Annotated in this window: 15 protein-coding genes; 7 read left to right on the forward strand and 8 right to left on the reverse strand. The window is 64.0% G+C overall.

Features of this window, described 5'->3' with window-relative positions:
- A partial coding sequence (locus AC0SZ7_RS13375) for an IS3 family transposase (RefSeq protein WP_475504378.1) occupies positions 1-98 on the forward strand: 98 nt, incomplete at its 5' end.
- A 492-nt stretch (positions 99-590) separates the two neighbouring features.
- Here the strand turns inward: AC0SZ7_RS13375 and AC0SZ7_RS13380 are convergent.
- The 3 genes from AC0SZ7_RS13380 to AC0SZ7_RS13390 form a co-directional block, all read right to left on the reverse strand.
- Entirely contained in the window at positions 591-1076 is a 486-nt protein-coding gene (locus AC0SZ7_RS13380) for an FxsA family protein (RefSeq protein ID WP_475504863.1), read from the reverse strand.
- Between the two features lie 64 nt (positions 1077-1140).
- On the reverse strand, positions 1141-1872 hold the full coding sequence (locus AC0SZ7_RS13385; protein WP_475504864.1) for a HugZ family pyridoxamine 5'-phosphate oxidase: 732 nt from the start codon (positions 1870-1872) through the stop codon (positions 1141-1143).
- Positions 1873-1966: 94 nt separating this feature from the next.
- The gene (locus tag AC0SZ7_RS13390; protein ID WP_475504865.1) at positions 1967-2974 is read right to left on the reverse strand and encodes a DUF481 domain-containing protein; all 1008 of its coding nucleotides are present in this window, start codon (positions 2972-2974) and stop codon (positions 1967-1969) included.
- Positions 2975-3063: 89 nt separating this feature from the next.
- Between AC0SZ7_RS13390 and AC0SZ7_RS13395 the strand changes: the two genes are divergently transcribed.
- Both AC0SZ7_RS13395 and AC0SZ7_RS13400 read left to right on the forward strand, forming a co-directional pair.
- Positions 3064-3444, forward strand: coding sequence for an MGMT family protein (locus AC0SZ7_RS13395; RefSeq protein ID WP_475504866.1), 381 nt, complete (start codon positions 3064-3066; stop codon positions 3442-3444).
- Between the two features lie 42 nt (positions 3445-3486).
- Entirely contained in the window at positions 3487-5037 is a 1551-nt protein-coding gene (locus AC0SZ7_RS13400; protein ID WP_475504867.1) for an AmpG family muropeptide MFS transporter, read from the forward strand.
- Between the two features lie 45 nt (positions 5038-5082).
- On the opposite strand, the gene AC0SZ7_RS13405 is transcribed toward AC0SZ7_RS13400, so the two are convergent.
- Both AC0SZ7_RS13405 and AC0SZ7_RS13410 read right to left on the reverse strand, forming a co-directional pair.
- Positions 5083-5919: a mechanosensitive ion channel family protein gene (locus AC0SZ7_RS13405; protein ID WP_475504868.1), complete on the reverse strand. Its 837-nt coding sequence runs from the start codon at positions 5917-5919 to the stop codon at positions 5083-5085.
- A 100-nt stretch (positions 5920-6019) separates the two neighbouring features.
- Positions 6020-6499, reverse strand: a complete 480-nt coding sequence (locus AC0SZ7_RS13410; protein WP_027976882.1) for a YajQ family cyclic di-GMP-binding protein — start codon at positions 6497-6499, stop codon at positions 6020-6022.
- Between the two features lie 170 nt (positions 6500-6669).
- On the opposite strand from AC0SZ7_RS13410, the gene AC0SZ7_RS13415 reads away from it, so the two are divergent.
- The 4 genes from AC0SZ7_RS13415 (at position 6670) to AC0SZ7_RS13430 (ending at position 11199) form a co-directional block, all read left to right on the forward strand.
- A complete protein-coding gene (locus AC0SZ7_RS13415; RefSeq protein WP_475504869.1) occupies positions 6670-7623 on the forward strand; it encodes a GGDEF domain-containing protein in 954 nt (317 codons plus the stop codon).
- Positions 7620-8537 carry a putative 2-dehydropantoate 2-reductase gene (locus AC0SZ7_RS13420; RefSeq protein WP_475504870.1) on the forward strand — a complete coding sequence of 306 codons (918 nt, stop codon included), beginning with the start codon at positions 7620-7622 and terminating at the stop codon, positions 8535-8537. The genes AC0SZ7_RS13415 and AC0SZ7_RS13420 overlap by 4 nt, the downstream gene beginning before the upstream one ends.
- Positions 8538-8598: 61 nt before the next feature.
- On the forward strand, positions 8599-10632 hold the full coding sequence (locus AC0SZ7_RS13425) for a sensor histidine kinase (RefSeq protein WP_475504871.1): 2034 nt from the start codon (positions 8599-8601) through the stop codon (positions 10630-10632).
- A 3-nt stretch (positions 10633-10635) separates the two neighbouring features.
- Positions 10636-11199, forward strand: a complete 564-nt coding sequence (locus AC0SZ7_RS13430) for a cob(I)yrinic acid a,c-diamide adenosyltransferase (RefSeq protein ID WP_475504872.1) — start codon at positions 10636-10638, stop codon at positions 11197-11199.
- A 98-nt stretch (positions 11200-11297) separates the two neighbouring features.
- Here AC0SZ7_RS13430 and AC0SZ7_RS13435 read toward each other — a convergent pair whose 3' ends face one another.
- From AC0SZ7_RS13435 to secA, 3 genes are all read right to left on the reverse strand, one after another.
- Positions 11298-12242, reverse strand: a complete 945-nt coding sequence (locus AC0SZ7_RS13435) for a Nudix family hydrolase (protein ID WP_475504873.1) — start codon at positions 12240-12242, stop codon at positions 11298-11300.
- Between the two features lie 53 nt (positions 12243-12295).
- Positions 12296-13513, reverse strand: a complete 1218-nt coding sequence (argJ, locus tag AC0SZ7_RS13440) for a bifunctional glutamate N-acetyltransferase/amino-acid acetyltransferase ArgJ (RefSeq protein WP_416426816.1) — start codon at positions 13511-13513, stop codon at positions 12296-12298.
- Positions 13514-13629: 116 nt separating this feature from the next.
- Positions 13630-16368, reverse strand: a complete 2739-nt coding sequence (secA, locus tag AC0SZ7_RS13445; RefSeq protein ID WP_475504874.1) for a preprotein translocase subunit SecA — start codon at positions 16366-16368, stop codon at positions 13630-13632.
- Between the last annotated feature and the right edge of the window lie 27 nt (positions 16369-16395).

Raw genomic sequence — 16395 nt, forward strand, 5'->3', positions numbered from 1 at the left:
TAGAGAGCTACATCGCCTACTACAACCAGGAACGCATAAGCCTCAGATTGAATGGCTTGAGTCCGGTACAATTTCGGACCCAAGCACGGAAACACTAACCCTTGTCCAACATTAGGGGGTCAGTTCACGTAAGGCCGAAACGGTCGGTGGTATCCCCGCGAAAATGGATATGTCCAAAACTGTCAGAAGCAGGATCCGACCATCGTGAACATATCCATTTTCGATGGGTGATGCAAAATCACCTTTTCGGCCTTACGCCGACTCACTTTTTTTCAAACGCCAAAAAAAGTAAGCAAAAAACGCTTGCCCCTGCTTGGGCCCTCCGCTGCGCTACGGGTCCCCTCCTTCCGGCATCGCTCAACGGGCAGACGGCACCCGCTATAGAAGCCTGCGGGTTACCGTCTCTTCGGCCTGCGGCCTCGGCCCTTCGGGCAGCCCGTTGATCGACACCTCCAGTCGGCCCGGGCGCTTTACGGGGCATACAATCAAGATCAGAAGCCAGATCAACGGCAGGTCAACAGCAGATCAAATGCAGATCAACAGCCAACAAAAACGGCCCCGAAGGGCCGTTTTTGGTCAGCTGGCGCAGCTTAGTCGCGCTTCTCGAACTCGCCTTCGATCACATTCGGCTCACGCCCCACAGCATGATTAGCCGCCGGCCGCGCATGGCCTTCATAGGTGCGGCCATGCATCTCCTCGGCAAACGAACGCTGCCGCGACGCCTGCTCGCGGGCCTTGGCCTGCAGCTTGCCGGCGATCAGCTTGCGAGTGAACGGCAACAGGCACAGCAGGCCCAGCACGTCGCTGATGAAACCCGGCAACAGCAGCAGGCCGCCACCGATGGCCATCATCAACCCCTGGAACACCTGTTCGGCCGGCAGTTCGCCGCGTTGCAGGCTTTGACGGGCATTGAGGGCGGTGGCCAGGCCGGCCACTCGCACCACCAGCACGCCAATGGCGGAGCCGGCAATGATCAGCGCCAGCGCCGGGAAGAACCCGATCGCCACGCTGACCTTGAAGAAGACGAAGAGCTCCAGCACCGGGAAGAGCAGGAACAACAATAGAAAGACACGCATCAAGGTTTCCTCTGCGGAAGAACGACTTCCAGTTAACCCTAGATGACGTCGATGTTTCGTGAATTCAAGTCTCGACCTGTCCAACGGTCGGCCACACCTCTGCATGGGCCAGTGAAACCAGGGCCTGGCGGACTTCCAAAGGAGTGTTACAAGGCTTTTCAAAAGGCAGCCAGTACAGCGCCTGGCCGATGCGCAAGTGCATGCCTTCACTGTCCACGCCCGCCAGCTGGGCCGGCACCTCGGCAGGCAAGCCTGCCAGGGCCACGTAGTGGGCGATGGCCTTCGCGTGGTCGGCATTCATGTGCTCGACCATGCCAGTCTCGGCCTGGCCCACGAACGGGTTGGCCAGGGTGACCTGGTCCAGCCAGTGAATGGCGCCGAAACCGCCAATGTAGCGATGGCGCACCGGCGCCAGCACCCAGAAATCGAAATCATGGGCGCGGTGGTAGTTGGCCGAGTCCGGGAAGTAGCGGTAATAGCGTTGGGCGGCAGCCTCAATGGCTGCCTCGTCTTCAAGCTTGTGCGCCTCGGCCATGACCGTCAGGCGCCCCACCGCCTGCACGTCCTCGGCGCCACGCTCGCCCACCAGCAACGAGCACTTGGGGTCCTTGAGCAGGTTGTGGGTGTGCTGGGCGATGCGGCTGATGAGGATCAGCGGGTTGCCGTCGGCGTCCAGGCAATAGGGCACCACGGACCCGAACGGGAAGCCGGGCATCGACTTGGAAAGCGTGGACAGCACGCCACGGTATTCCTTGAGCAACAGTTCACGGGCCTGACGCAGGGCTTTGGCGCTCACCTTGGGCTCCTTGGTGGGAATAAAGGAAAGCCCAAAGGTAAACACTGGCCGGCGGGTTGTCACCTGTGCTGCGTCGCGATGAAGGCGCCGCCGCTTACCAGGCCACGCCGAAGCCTGCGGTGTAGCGGCTGGTGTTGAGGTTCGAGTTACTGGAACCGGTGACCAGGTCTTTCTCGTACTTGAGGTTCAGCGACGCCCACTGGGTGACCTTGTAGCGAACACCCACTTCCGAATCCAGGCTGTAGTCGGCCACGCCGCTGAGTGGCTTGCCGACTTCACCATTGGTGAAGAACTCGAAGGTCTTGCCGACCAGGAAGCGGTTGTAGGCCCATTTCACGCCCACCGAGTAGAAGTCCGACTTGGCGCCGTCCGAATATTCGTAGGTACTGTGGTTGAGCAGCGAGCCCAGCGAGAACGCGCCCAGCTCGTCATCCCAGAACTGGTAACCCGGGCCGGTACCCACTGTGCGCTGCTTGGACAGGTCTTCGACGAAGTCGCGCTTGACGTTGACCCGGCCCTGCCAGTACCACTTGTCGGTAATGAACCGGTCCAGCGCGTACTCGGCGTTCCAGTTGTTGGTGCCCACGGTATCGTCGGTGGTCTCGCGGTTGTACTCGGCATCGGCAGTGTGACGCCAGCGGCCACTGCGCGCCGAGGTCTTGAACGCCAGGTTGTAGTCGTCGGTGTTACTGTCGGCACGCTGGAAGTCCACCGCCGCATCGACGTTGCCCTTCCACACCAGGTCCTCGACCACAGGCTTGGGCTTGATGATCTGCTGGATACTGGCCAGTTCGACGGTCTTGGGCGCCTCGCCGTTCTGCAGAGTCACTTTGCCGTCATCGGAAGCTTTCAGCGACTTGGCCTTCTGGCCGTTGTAGGCGTCCTGCTTGACCAGCAGCTCCTGGTCGCTGTCCAACGTCTTGACCTGTTTCCAATCAAGGGCGATGGAGCCACCATAGGGCGTGTCGAGCATCAGCTTGCCGCCGTCGAACACGGTGATCTTGCCGGTCAGGCGGTCGCCGTTCTTCATCCAGACCGTGTCGGCAAGGGCAGTGGTGGAGGCGCTGGCAATGGCGAGGCACATCAGGGTTCTGGACAGCATAAGCAGATTTGGGCTCGAATTTTGAAGGTTTTGAAAGAAAGCCGGGCATCATCCGGATCGACAGCTTCCGCGCAAGGAAAGACCGACAAATGACCGTTGAGTTCAGCAATCATTTGCAACCATTTGGTGACGAAAGCCCTCCTGACCCGGCTGCGGAACGCCGCATGGCCTTGTACGTGGTGCTCTCGCAAGTGCCCGAAGGCAAGGTGGTGACCTACGGCCAACTGGCCGCAATGGCTGGCCTGGGGCGGGCTGCGCGGTGGGTGGGGCGCACGCTGAGCCAGTTGCCCGACGGCAGCCAGTTGCCGTGGCACCGGGTGATAGGTGCCGGTGGTCGGATAAGTCTGGCTGCCGGTACCGTCGGGGGTGAGGAGCAACGGGCCCGCTTGCGCGCCGAGGGCATATCTTTCATGAATAATCGGGTGGATATCCGTCGCCATGGCTGGCGTCCCATGGACCCTAACGGTTAGAGTGCGCGCTTTGTTTTCGTAAACTGAGGCAGATTCCAGCCCATGCCCCGTAAAACCTGGCGCGCCGCGCTCGCCGCTTATGCCAGCCCTTCGACGCTTGTCCTGTTGCTGCTCGGTTTCGCCTCCGGCTTGCCGTACATGCTGGTGTTCTCCACCCTCTCCGTCTGGCTGCGTGAAGCCGGCGTTGCCCGCGAGACCATCGGCTACGCCAGCCTGATTGGCCTGGCCTATGCCTTCAAGTGGGTGTGGTCGCCCCTGCTCGACCAATGGCGCCTGCCGTTCCTGGCCCGCATGGGCCGACGACGCTCGTGGCTGGTGCTGGGGCAGACGCTGGTCATCATCGGCCTGATCGGCATGAGCTTCTGCGACCCGCAAAAACACCTGTCGTGGCTGATCGCGATTGCGGTGATGGTGGCGTTCGCTTCCGCCACCCAGGACATCGCGGTGGACGCCTACCGCCTGGAAATCGCCGACGACAACACCCAGGCCGCCCTGGCTGCCAGCTACATGGCCGGCTACCGCGTGGCCGCGCTGCTGGCCACCGCCGGCGCGCTGTTCTTCGCCGAAGCCTTCGGCTCCACCGGCTATGCCTACCTGCACAAGGCCTGGGCCGGCACCTACATGCTGTTCGGGGTGCTGATGGTGCCCGCGCTGATCACCACCCTGATCATGCGCGAACCGGCGGTGCCACTGCGCACGCAGCTGTCGGCCGGGCGCTACAAATTCGGCCACCAGCTGATGTCGGTGTTCGTGTTGATCATCCTGCTGATCTCCGTGCCGGCCATGTTCACCCAGCTGTACAACACCGACTTCGCCAGCGTGATCTTCCACGGCGAAAGCCTGGTCAACCTGGTGATGACCGACCGCGCCTTCCTGCGGGCCATCCTCTACATCACCCTGACCGCCCTGTGCCTGTCTTCCATGGGCCGTCGCGGCCTGGCCCCGGTACTCACCCCGGTCAGCGACTTCGTGACCCGCTACCGCTGGCAGGCGCTGTTGCTGCTGGGGCTGATTGCCACCTACCGCATGTCGGACACGGTGATGGGCGTGATGGCCAACGTGTTCTACATCGACCAGGGCTTCACCAAGGACCAGATCGCCAGCGTCAGCAAGATCTTCGGGCTGATCATGACCCTGCTGGGCGCCGGCGTCGGCGGCCTGCTGATCGTGCGCTTCGGCATTTTGCCGATCCTGTTCATCGGCGGCGTGGCTTCGGCGGGCACCAACCTGCTGTTCATCATGCTGTCGGACATGGGCCCGAACCTGCAGATGCTGGTGGTGACCATTTCCCTCGACAACTTCAGTTCCGGCATGGCCACGTCCGCCTTCGTGGCGTACCTGTCGAGCCTGACCAACCTGAAGTTCTCGGCCACCCAGTATGCGTTGCTCAGCTCGATCATGATGCTGCTGCCGCGCCTGATTGGCGGCTATTCGGGGGTGATGGTGGAGAAATTCGGCTACCACAACTTCTTCATGATCACCGCAGTGCTGGGCGTGCCGACGCTGTTCCTGATTGCCCTGCACTGGCACCAGGAAAGCCGCGGCAACCGCATGGCGCCGATCGAGGAAGAAGCGGCGGTAGACAAACCGTAATCGCGGACCGAAAAAAAAGCCCCTGAAAAGGGGCTTTTTTGTTTGCTACGCAGGCTCTGACACCACGCGCACCACCCGTTGCGGGAATGGGATGTCGATGTTCGCGGCGCGCAGGCGGTCACGAATCTCGGCATTGAGCATGTTGGTCACGCCACCCATGTCCGGGGTGTTGACCCACATGCGCAGCGACACCGTGATGGAGCTGTCGCCCAGCGCCGATACCACCGCTTCCGGCGCCGGCGAGTCGAGCACGCGCGGGTCCTTGGCCAGGTCCAGGAGGATCTCCCGGGCCTTCTGCAGGTCCGCATCGTAGTCCACGCCGATGTCGTAGGTGATCTTGCGGGTCGGCTGGCGGTTGGTGTTGGTGATGATGCCGTTGGACAGCGGGCCGTTGGGCAGGATCACGGTCTTGTTGTCACCGGTGCGCAGCACGGTGTGGAAGATCATGATGTTGTCCACGGTACCCTGCACGCCCTGGGCTTCGATCCAGTCGCCAATGCGGAACGGCCGGAACAGCAGGATCAGTACCCCGCCGGCGAAGTTCGCCAGGCTGCCTTGCAGCGCCAGGCCCACGGCCAGGCCGGCGGCACCGATGGCGGCGACGAACGAGGTGGTCTCGATGCCGATCATCGAAGCCACGCTGACAATCAGCATCACCTTCAGGGCAATGTTGGCCAGGCTGCTGATGAAGCCCTGCAACGCCAGGTCGGCGTTGCGCAAGGCCAGCAACTTGCCCACGCGCAGGGTCAGCTGGTTGATCAGCCACCAGCCGATCGCCAGGGTGACCACTGCCAGCAGCACGCGGCTGCTGTATTGCATGATCATGGGAATCCAGGTCTGGGATTTCTGGACCAGCTGGTCCACTTCAGCGTTCACATCCATAAGGCTCTCCTAATGCCAGTCGGCGCAATCGGTTCACCTGCGCCACGGGAGTTGGGACGCCGCCAGCCCTGTCAGGTTCCCTGCGGCGCCCCCGGGGCAATCAGTCGCGGAAGTTGTTGAACTGCAGCGGCATGTCGAATTCCTTGGCGCGCAGGGCCGCGATGGCTTCCTGCAGGTCGTCGCGTTTCTTGCCGGTAACCCGTACCTGCTCGCCCTGGATGGCGGCCTGTACCTTGAGCTTGGCGTCCTTGATGTGGGCGACGATTTTCTTCGCCAGCTCCTTGTCGATACCTTCGCGCAGGGTGGCTTCCTGCTTCATCACCTTGCCCGAGGCATAGGCGTCCTTGACTTCAAGGCACTTCACGTCCAGCTTGCGCTTGACCAGCGCCAGCTTGAGGATCTCGATCATGGCTTCCAGCTGGAATTCGGCCTCGGCGGTCAGGGTAACGGTCAGTTCCTTGAACTCGATGGTGCCTTTGCCTTTCAGGTCATAACGACGGTCCAGTTCCTTGACGGCGTTCTCGACCGCGTTGGTGACTTCGTGTTTGTCCAGCTCGGACACTACGTCGAACGAGGGCATGTAAATTTCTCCAAAAAAAACGGCGCAGCTCGGTACAGATGGAGCACGCCTGGCTTGACGGTTAAAATGCCGGATCATTATAACGGTTGCCAGCATTGCACAACGCCCCTTCATGCTCGAAGTTGGAACCATGCAGCGGCAGGTCGTCTCCCCACCCCCGTGAGTCACGTATGCCGAACCCGAATCTGAGCATTGTGCTGGTCCATGACGATCCCGCGCGCGCCGAGGCACTGGCCGCGCAGCTGCGTGACGCCGGTTGTCACGCCCTGAGCATCAGCACCCACGCCGAGGTGCTGGCCCGCCAGGAGCGCCAGACCGCCAGCCTGATGCTGGTGGAAGGCGAAGCGGGCCTGGCCCTGGCGGCGCGCGTGCGGCAGTTCGACGAAATGGGCGAGCACTACACCTATATCCTGCTGGTCAGCGACCAGGCACCGGCGGCGCTGCTGGACGAGACCGCAGACCTTGGCATCGACGACGTGATCCACCCCCAGGCCCTGCCGGCGCAGTTACTCGCGCGCCTGCAGGCCGCCGAACGGCTGCACAACATCATCCAGCGCCTGCGCCAGGAAAACAGTTTGCTGCGGCAGAACATCGCCAGCCTGGAGCAACGCAACCTGGTCGACTCGCTCACCGGCCTTGGCAACGCCCGCTACCTGCGGCAGAAGCTCACCGACAGCCTGCGCCAGGTGCAGGCCCGCGGCGGCGCACTGTGCTACCTGTTGATAGGCCTGCAGAACGCCGGCGAGCTGCAGCGCGAACACGGCAGCGACGGCTACGACGAGCTGCTGCAGGGCGTGGCCCGGCGCCTGCAGCAAATGGTGCGGCCACTGGACGTGCTGGGCCGGCTGGACGACCAGCACTTCGTGCTGCTGACCCTGCCGCCGGACCTGAGCGAATGCGCGCCCAGCAGCTTCAAGCGCCTGCATGACGGCATCAACCTCAAGGCCTTCCTCACCAGCGCGGGGCCGGTGGAGGTGGTGGCAGGCATCAGCCTGATCGGCGCCGACCGCGACAGCCTGCCCGACACCCCGCAAGCGCTGTTCGACGAGGCACGCGCGCTGCTGGCCGAGTCTTATGACAGCGGCCTGGTCAGTGCCAGGCGCCTGCCGGTGCGCAGCGCATGAGCACGCCCTGGCACGTACTGGGCGCCGGCAGCCTGGGCACCCTGTGGGCCTGCCGCCTGGCCCGCCACGGCCTGCCGGTGACGCTGATACTGCGCGACGCCGCCCGTCTGCGCAGCTACCAGGCGGCCGGCGGCCTGACCCTGGTGGAACAGGACGTCAGCCACCAGTACCCGCTGCCCGCCGAAACCTTCGACAGCCAGGCGCCCATCCAGCGTTTGCTGGTGGCCTGCAAGGCCTATGACGCCGAGCACGTGGTGGCGCGCCTGGCACCTCGGCTGGCGGCGGGCGCCGAGATCATCCTGTTGCAGAACGGCCTGGGCAGCCAGGACGCGGTGGCAGCTGCGGTGCCCCAGGCGCGCTGCATCTTCGCCTCCAGCACCGAAGGGGCGTTCCGCTCCCAGGACTGGCACGTGACGTTCGCCGGCCATGGCTTCACCTGGCTGGGTGACCCGGCAGCCCCCACCCCGCCCGTGTGGCTGGACGACCTGGCGGGCGCCGGCATTGCGCACCAGTGGAGCGCCGACATCCTCACCCGGCTGTGGCGCAAGCTGGCGCTGAACTGCGCCATCAACCCGCTGACCGTGCTGCATGACTGCCGCAACGGCGGCCTGCAGGCACACCCGGCGCAGGTTGCCACCTTGTGCGCAGAGCTTGCCGAGTTGCTGGAGCACTGCGGCCAGCCGGAAGCTGCGCGCGACCTGCACGGCGAAGTGCTGCGGGTGATCCAGGCCACCGCAGCGAACTTCTCGTCCATGCACCAGGACGTGCGCCAGGGCCGGCGCACCGAGATCAGCTACCTGCTGGGCTACGCCTGCGCCGCCGCTGCGCGCCACCAGCGCAGCCTGCCGCACCTGCAACAACTGCACGCGCGCCTGGTCCAACACCTGCAGGCCTTGGGCCTGCCCAGCGTCTGAGCCACGCGACGCTTTGATACACTCAAGGTTGAACGCCCTTTCCAGGAAGACGGAACCGTCAATGCCATTGCGCCAGCGCCTCGAAAACCTGCCGGTGGGGCAGAAACTGCTCGCTGCCCTGCTGGTCCTGCTGACCACCGTGCTGCTGGTCGCCAACCTCACCTTCATCAGCGCCGCCTACTGGATATCCCAGGAAAGCATGGCGCCCCAGGCCTTGCAGACCATCGGCAAGCTGGTCACCAACCCGGCCCTGGCCATCGAGTCGCTGGACTCGCCGCAAAGCGCGCAGGCGCTGCTGGAAGAGCTGAACAGCTATTCCCCCCTGCGCGCCGCAGCAGTCTATGACACCGACGGCGCGCTGCTGGCGCAGACCCAGCACGGCCAGCAACTGAAGCTGCCCGAGCACTACCGCAACGTCGAGAAATGGCGGCAGACCGAGTTCCGCAGTACTCAGCTGGTGAACCTGCCGCGCAGCGGCAAGCCGCCCGGCCACCTGCTGCTGATCGCCAGCAGCGAACTGCCCATGGCCTTCTACACCGGCACCCTTACCGCCAGCCTGGGCATCCTGGTGTTCAGCGTGCTGCTGTGGCTGGTGATTGCCCGGCAGATCAAGCGGCTGATCACCCAGCCCATCTACCGCCTGGAAGAGCTGTCACGGCAGGTTACCCGCGAAGAGAACTACTCCCTGCGCGCCAGCCCCGGCAACCACGACGAGATCGGCAGCCTGGCCGAGGCTTTCAACACCATGCTGTCGCGCATCGAGGCCCGCGAGCAGCAGCTCAAGCGCGCCCGCGACGAGTCCCAGGCCGCCTATGACCAGGCCCAGGCCCTGGCCGAGGAAACCCGCCACACCAACCGCAAGCTCGAACTGGAAGTGCAGGTACGCAGCAAGATCGAGAAGAAGCTCACCGGGTTCCAGAATTACCTCAACAGCATCATCGACTCCATGCCCTCGGCGCTGATCGCCCTGGACGAGCAACTGTACGTGACCCAGTGGAACCAGGAGGCCAGCGCGCTTTCCGGCACGCCCCTGGACGAGGCCCTGAACCAGCCCATATTCCTGGCGTTCGAACCGCTGAAACCGTTCCTGCCGCAGCTCAAGACCACCGTTGAACGCCACACCGTGGCCAAGATCGAGCGCGTGACCTGGGTGAAGGACGACGTGGCCCACCACTACGCCCTGACCTTCTACCCGCTGATGGGCGGCGCCGGGCGCGGCGTGGTGATACGTATCGACGACATCAGCCAGCGCCTGTCCATGGAAGAGATGATGGTGCAGTCCGAGAAGATGCTCTCGGTGGGCGGCCTGGCCGCCGGCATGGCCCACGAGATCAACAACCCGCTGGGCGCCATCCTGCACAACGTGCAGAACGTGCGCCGACGCCTGTCGCCCGACCTGCCGCGCAACGTCGAGGCCGCCACCGAGGCCGGCATCGACCTGGCCACGGTGAACCATTACCTGCACACCCGCGAGATCCCGCAGTTGCTGGACGGCATCCAGCAAGCCGGCGCACGCGCGGCGAAGATCGTCACCCACATGCTCAGCTTCAGCCGCCGCAGCAACCGCCAACTGGCGCCCTGCGACCTGCCGGCGCTGATTGACCAGGCAGTGGAAATCGCCGGCAACGACTTCGACCTGGCCATTGGCTTCGACTTCAAGGGCCAGAACATCATCCGCCAGTTCGACCCCAACCTGGGCCCGGTGCCCGGCACCGCCAACGAGCTGGAGCAGGTGCTGCTCAACTTGCTGAAAAACGCCGCCCAGGCCATTCACCAGCGGCCTGAAGGCGGCGAACCGGGGCGCATTACCCTGCGTACACGGCTGAACCCGCCGTGGGCCGAGATCCAGGTGGAAGACAACGGCATCGGCATGCCCGAGCAAGTGCGCAAGCGCACGTTCGAGCCGTTCTTCACCACCAAGGAAATCGGCCAGGGCACCGGCCTTGGGCTCTCGGTTTCCTATTTCATCATCACCAACAACCACAAGGGCCAGATGGAAGTGCAGTCGACGCCGGGGCTGGGCACCTGCTTCACCCTGCGCCTGCCGCTGACGGCCAGTACCGTCCCCACTCCCCTCTTGACCTCGGAGACTTGAACCATGGGCTTTCGCCTGTCGAAGATCTACACCCGCACTGGCGACAAGGGCGAAACCGGCCTGGGCGACGGCCGTCGCGTAGGCAAGGACCACCCGCGCGTGGAGGCCATTGGTGAGGTCGACACGCTCAACAGCCAGCTGGGCCTGCTACTGGCCGGCTGCGCCGAGGATTCGCGCCTGAGCGAGGTGCTGGAGGCCTTGGCGCCGTGCCAGCACCGGTTGTTCGACCTGGGTGGCGAGCTGGCGATGCCGGCGTACCAGGCGCTGAACGCAGCCGAAGTGGAGCGGCTGGAGCAGGTGATCGATGAATGGAACGAGGAGCTGGGGCCGCTGGAGAATTTCATTCTGCCAGGTGGCTCCACGCTGATTGCCCAGGCACACGTATGCCGGAGCCTGGCGCGCAGTGCCGAGCGCCGGTGCCAGCATTTGAATGCTGTGGAGCCGTTGGGGGGTGTGGGCTTGGCTTACATCAACCGGCTGTCGGACCTGCTGTTCGTGGCGGCGCGGATCATCGCGCGGCGCCAGGGCGTACCCGAGATCCTCTGGCAGCCCGCCGCAAAACCCTGACCGCCTGTAGCAGCGGCCCCAGGCCGCGTCCCAGCCGCCGCGTTGAAACAGGTTTCACGCGGTGAGGCCTGACGCAGCCTGGCGGCAGCTGCTACGGGTTATTCGCCGGGCCAGAACGCGCGGATGCCGGCCACACCCTGGGCGCCGAGGTCCCAGGCGCGCTGCTTGTCGGCAGGGCCGACGCCACCCAGCAGGAACACCGGGTAGTTGAAGCCTTCGATCAGTTCGCCAGCCTGCTGCCAACCCAACGGCTGGGCATCAGGGTGCGTCTGGGTCGTCTGCACCGGCGACAGGGTGACGAAATCGACGCCCATCTGCTGCGCCAACGCCAACTCCTCGGCATTGTGGCAGGAAGCCGCCAACAGCCGCTCACGCGGGAAAGGACGGCCCTTGCTGGCGTATTTGCGCAGCTGTTCGGCGGTCAGGTGCCAACCGGCCGAGGGAAAGTCCCCCAACCATTCCAGCGGGCCCTTGAGCATCAGCTGCGCCTTGCCGGCACACAGGCCCACCGCGTCCACGGCCAGGTCGCGGTACTTGGGGTCGTAGCCATTGGGCGCGCGCAGCTGCACCAGCCGCGCACCGTTGGCGATGGCTTTCTGGATGCCACGCAGCAGCTCGGGGCCTTCCAGCTCGCCGGGGGTAATCAGGTATTCGCTGGCCAGCCCCGCCGCCTTCACGATCGGCCGGTTGGCTTCGGGAAATTCATAGTTGGGCAGTTCACGGGCCGTGACCCAGGCCAACGGCTGGCCCTCGGCGCCATGGGGCTCGCCGGTGAAGGCCGAGACTTCCCACACGTCCAGCAGCACCTGCTTGTCCGGGTAGTCGTGCTGCACCTTGATCAACGGGCGCGCCGCGGTCACGGTAATGCCCAGTTCCTCGGCCAGTTCGCGGCCCAGGGCGGCGCGCACGCTTTCGCCCTCTTCCACCTTGCCGCCGGGGAACTCCCACAGGCCGCCCTGGTGCTGGGTGTCGGCACGGCGGGCGATGAGGATACGGTTGTCAGCGCCACGGATGACCGCGGCGGCTACATGAATGCGTTTCACGGTACCTCCAGATGGACTGCGGGAGCTGGCAAGCCAGCTCCCGCAGACACTCGTTACGTGCGGTATTCGGCGTTGATCTTCACGTATTCGTGGGACAGGTCGGTGGTCCAGATGGTTTCGCTGCAGTCACCACGGCCCAGCTCGATGCGAATGGTGATTTCCTCGCGCGCCATCACCGCCGAGCCCTGCTCTTCGGTGTAGGTGGCCGAACGGCCGCCACGGCTGGCGATGCACACTTCGCCCAGGTACACGTCGATCTTGCTCACGTCCAGTTCTGGCACGCCGGCACGGCCGACGGCAGCCAGGATGCGGCCCCAGTTGGGGTCGGAAGCGAACAGCGCGGTCTTGATCAGCGGCGAATGCGCCACGGCGTAGCCAACGTCCAGGCATTCCTGGTGGTTGCCACCGCCGTTCACCTGCACGGTGACGAACTTGGTGGCGCCTTCGCCGTCACGGACGATGGCCTGGGCCACTTCCATGCACACCTCGAACACGGCCTTTTTCAGGGCGTCGAACAGCGCGCCACGGGCTTCGGTGACTTCCGGCAGGTTGGCCTGGCCGGTGGCAATCAGCATGCAGCAGTCGTTGGTGGAGGTGTCACCGTCGATGGTGATGCGGTTGAACGACTTGTTGGCACCGTCCAGGATCAGGTCCTTGAGTACAGCCGGGGCGACCTTGGCGTCGGTGGCGATGTAGCCGAGCATGGTGGCCATGTTCGGGCGGATCATGCCCGCGCCCTTGGAAATGCCGGTGACGGTGACGGTGACGCCATCGATCACGAACTGACGGCTGGCGCCCTTGGGCAGGGTGTCAGTGGTCATGATGCCAGTGGCGGCAGCGGCCCAGTTGTCCACGGACAGGTCGTCCAGGGCGGCCTGCAGGGCGCCTTCGATTTTCTCGACCGGCAGCGGCTCGCCGATAACCCCGGTGGAGAACGGCAACACCGCGCTGGCGTCGACGCCAGCCAGCTTGGCCAGGCTTGCGCAGGTGCGCTCGGCGGCCACCAGGCCAGGCTCACCGGTGCCGGCGTTGGCGTTGCCGGTGTTGGTCAGCAGGTAACGCACGGTGCCCTGCACGCGCTGCTTGGCGATGATCACCGGCGCGGCGCAGAACGCATTCAGGGTGAAGACGCCAGCCACGCTCGAACCTTCGGCGCAGCGCATTACCACCACGTCCTTGCGCCCAGGGCGCTTGATGCCCGCCGAAGCGATGCCAAGCTCGAAACCAGCCACCGGGTGCAAAGTTGGCAAAGGACCCAGACCAACAGCCATGTGAACACTCCTGCAAAGACGGACGCCGTGTTCCAGCACACGGCGCTAACGATGGAAAAACGCCGCGACGGCTGAAGCCGGTCGCGGCGCGGATGTTTCAGGTCAAAGCCGGATCGTCAGTTGATCTGGCCGTGACAGTGCTTGAACTTCTTGCCCGAACCACACCAGCACAGTTCGTTGCGGCCCAGCTTCTGGTCGTTGCGCACAGGGGCGGCGGCCAGGGCTACGTCTTCGCCCTCTTCGGCTACCAGCTGCGGCGCTTCGAGGCCAGGTGCCTCGGCGTGCTCGAACTGCATGCGCGCGGCCAGTTCCTCGGCCTCGCGGCGCAGGCGTGCTTCTTCCTCGGCCGGATCTTCGCGACGTACCTGCACGTGCGACAGCACGCGGATCGTGTCGCGCTTGATCGAGTCCAGCAGTTCCTGGAACAGGGTGAACGACTCGCGCTTGTACTCCTGCTTCGGGTTCTTCTGGGCGTAGCCACGCAGGTGGATACCGTGACGCAGGTGATCCATGGTCTGCAGGTGATCTTTCCACAGGTCGTCGAGCACGCGCAGCAGGATCTGCTTCTCGAAGGTACGCAGGGCATCGGCGCTGGCCTGCTCTTCCTTCTCGTTGTAAGCCTCCAGCAGTTCGGCCAGCAGCTTCTCGCGCAGGGTTTCCTCGTACAGGTGGTCGTCTTCGTCCAGCCACTGCTGGATTGGCAGCTTCACGCCGAAATCGTTCAGCAGGGCGGCTTCCAGGCCAGCCACGTCCCACTGCTCGGGCAGCGACTGTGGCGGGATGTGGGCGCTGACGGTGCTGTCGAGGACTTCCTGGCGGAACTCGGCGATGGTGTCGCCAATGTTCTGCGCGGCCAGCAGGCTGTTGCGCATGTGGTAGATGACTTTACGCTGTTCGTTGGCAACGTCGTCGAACTCCAGCAATTGCTTGCGGATATCGAAGTTGCGGCCTTCTACCTTGCGCTGGGCCTTCTCGATGGCGTTGGTGACCATGCGGTGCTCGATGGCCTCGCCGGACTGCATGCCCAGGGCCTTCATGAAGTTCTTCACCCGGTCAGAGGCGAAGATACGCATCAGGCTGTCTTCCAGCGACAGGTAGAAGCGGCTCGAACCGGTATCACCCTGACGGCCGGCACGGCCACGCAGCTGGTTGTCGATACGGCGCGATTCGTGGCGCTCGGAAGCGATCACGTGCAGGCCGCCGGACTCCAGCACCTGCTGGTGACGTTTCTGCCAGTCGGCCTTGATCTGGGCGATCTGCTCGGGGGTAGGGTTGTCCAGCGAAGCGACTTCCACTTCCCAGTTGCCGCCCAGCAGGATGTCGGTACCACGACCGGCCATGTTGGTGGCGATGGTCAGCGCACCCGGGCGGCCGGCCTGGGCGATGATCTCGGCTTCCTTCTCGTGGAACTTGGCGTTGAGCACCTTGTGCTCGATGCCTTCCTGGTTGAGCAGGTTGGACATGTGCTCGGAGGTTTCGATGGTGGCCGTACCGACCAGCACCGGGCGCCCCTGGGCCATGCTTTCCTTGATATCGGTGACGATGGCGGCGTACTTCTCGTCCGCGGTCAGGTAGACCAGGTCGTTGAAGTCCTTGCGCGCCAGCGGCTTGTTCGGCGGAATCACCATGACCGACAGGGTGTAGATCTGGTGGAACTCGAACGCCTCGGTGTCAGCCGTACCGGTCATGCCGGACAGCTTGTTGTACAGGCGGAAGTAGTTCTGGAACGTGGTCGACGCCAGGGTCTGGCTTTCGGCCTGGATGTTCAGGTTTTCCTTGGCCTCGATGGCCTGGTGCAGGCCTTCGGACAGGCGACGGCCCGGCATGGTACGGCCGGTGTGCTCGTCGACCAGCAGGATCTGACCGTCCTGGACGATGTATTCCACGTTGCGGTGGAACAGCTTGTGGGCGCGCAGGCCGGCGTAGACGTGGGTCAGCAGGCCCAGGTTGTGCGCCGAGTACAGGCTTTCGCCCTCGGCCAGCAGGCCGACCTGGGTAAGCATTTCCTCGACGAACTGGTGACCGGCTTCGTTCATCTCCACCTGGCGCGATTTCTCGTCGATGGTGTAGTGACCGGCCTTGGTGACCTCGCCTTCCACTTCCTCGATGTGCTGCTCCAGGCGCGGGATCAGGCGGTTGATCTCGGTGTACAGCTTGGAGCTGTCCTCGGCCTGGCCGGAGATGATCAGCGGGGTACGGGCTTCGTCGATGAGGATGGAGTCAACTTCGTCGATCACGGCGAAATTCAGCTCGCGCTGGAATTTCTCTTCCAGGCTGAACGCCATGTTGTCGCGCAGGTAGTCGAAACCGAACTCGTTGTTGGTGCCGTAGGTGATGTCGGCGGCGTAGGCGGCACGCTTTTCCTCAGGCGGCGCGAAAGGCGTGACGACGCCCACGGTCAGGCCGAGGAATTCGTACAGCGGGCGCATCCAGTTGGCGTCCCGGCGGGCGAGGTAGTCGTTCACGGTGACCACGTGCACGCCCTTGCCGGACAGTGCATTGAGGTACACGGCCAGGGTTGCGACCAAAGTCTTGCCCTCACCGGTGCGCATTTCGGCGATCATGCCTTCATGCAGCGTCATGCCACCAATGAGCTGGACGTCGAAGTGGCGCATGCCCATGACACGCTTGCCCGCTTCGCGGCACACCGCAAAGGCTTCTGGCAGAAGCTTGTCGAGGGTCTCGCCTTTTGCCAGGCGGGCCTTGAACTCTTCGGTCTTGGCGCGCAGCTGCTCGTCCGAGAGGGCCACCATTTGCTCTTCGAAGGCATTGACGATCTGTACCGTCTTGAGCATGCGCTTGACTTCACGCTCGTTCTTGCTTCCAAAAAGTTTCTTTAACAAAGGCGCAAACATATCGGCAGGATCTTCCACACGTAGGGA

Source organism: Pseudomonas sp. JC1203, assembly GCF_056175065.1.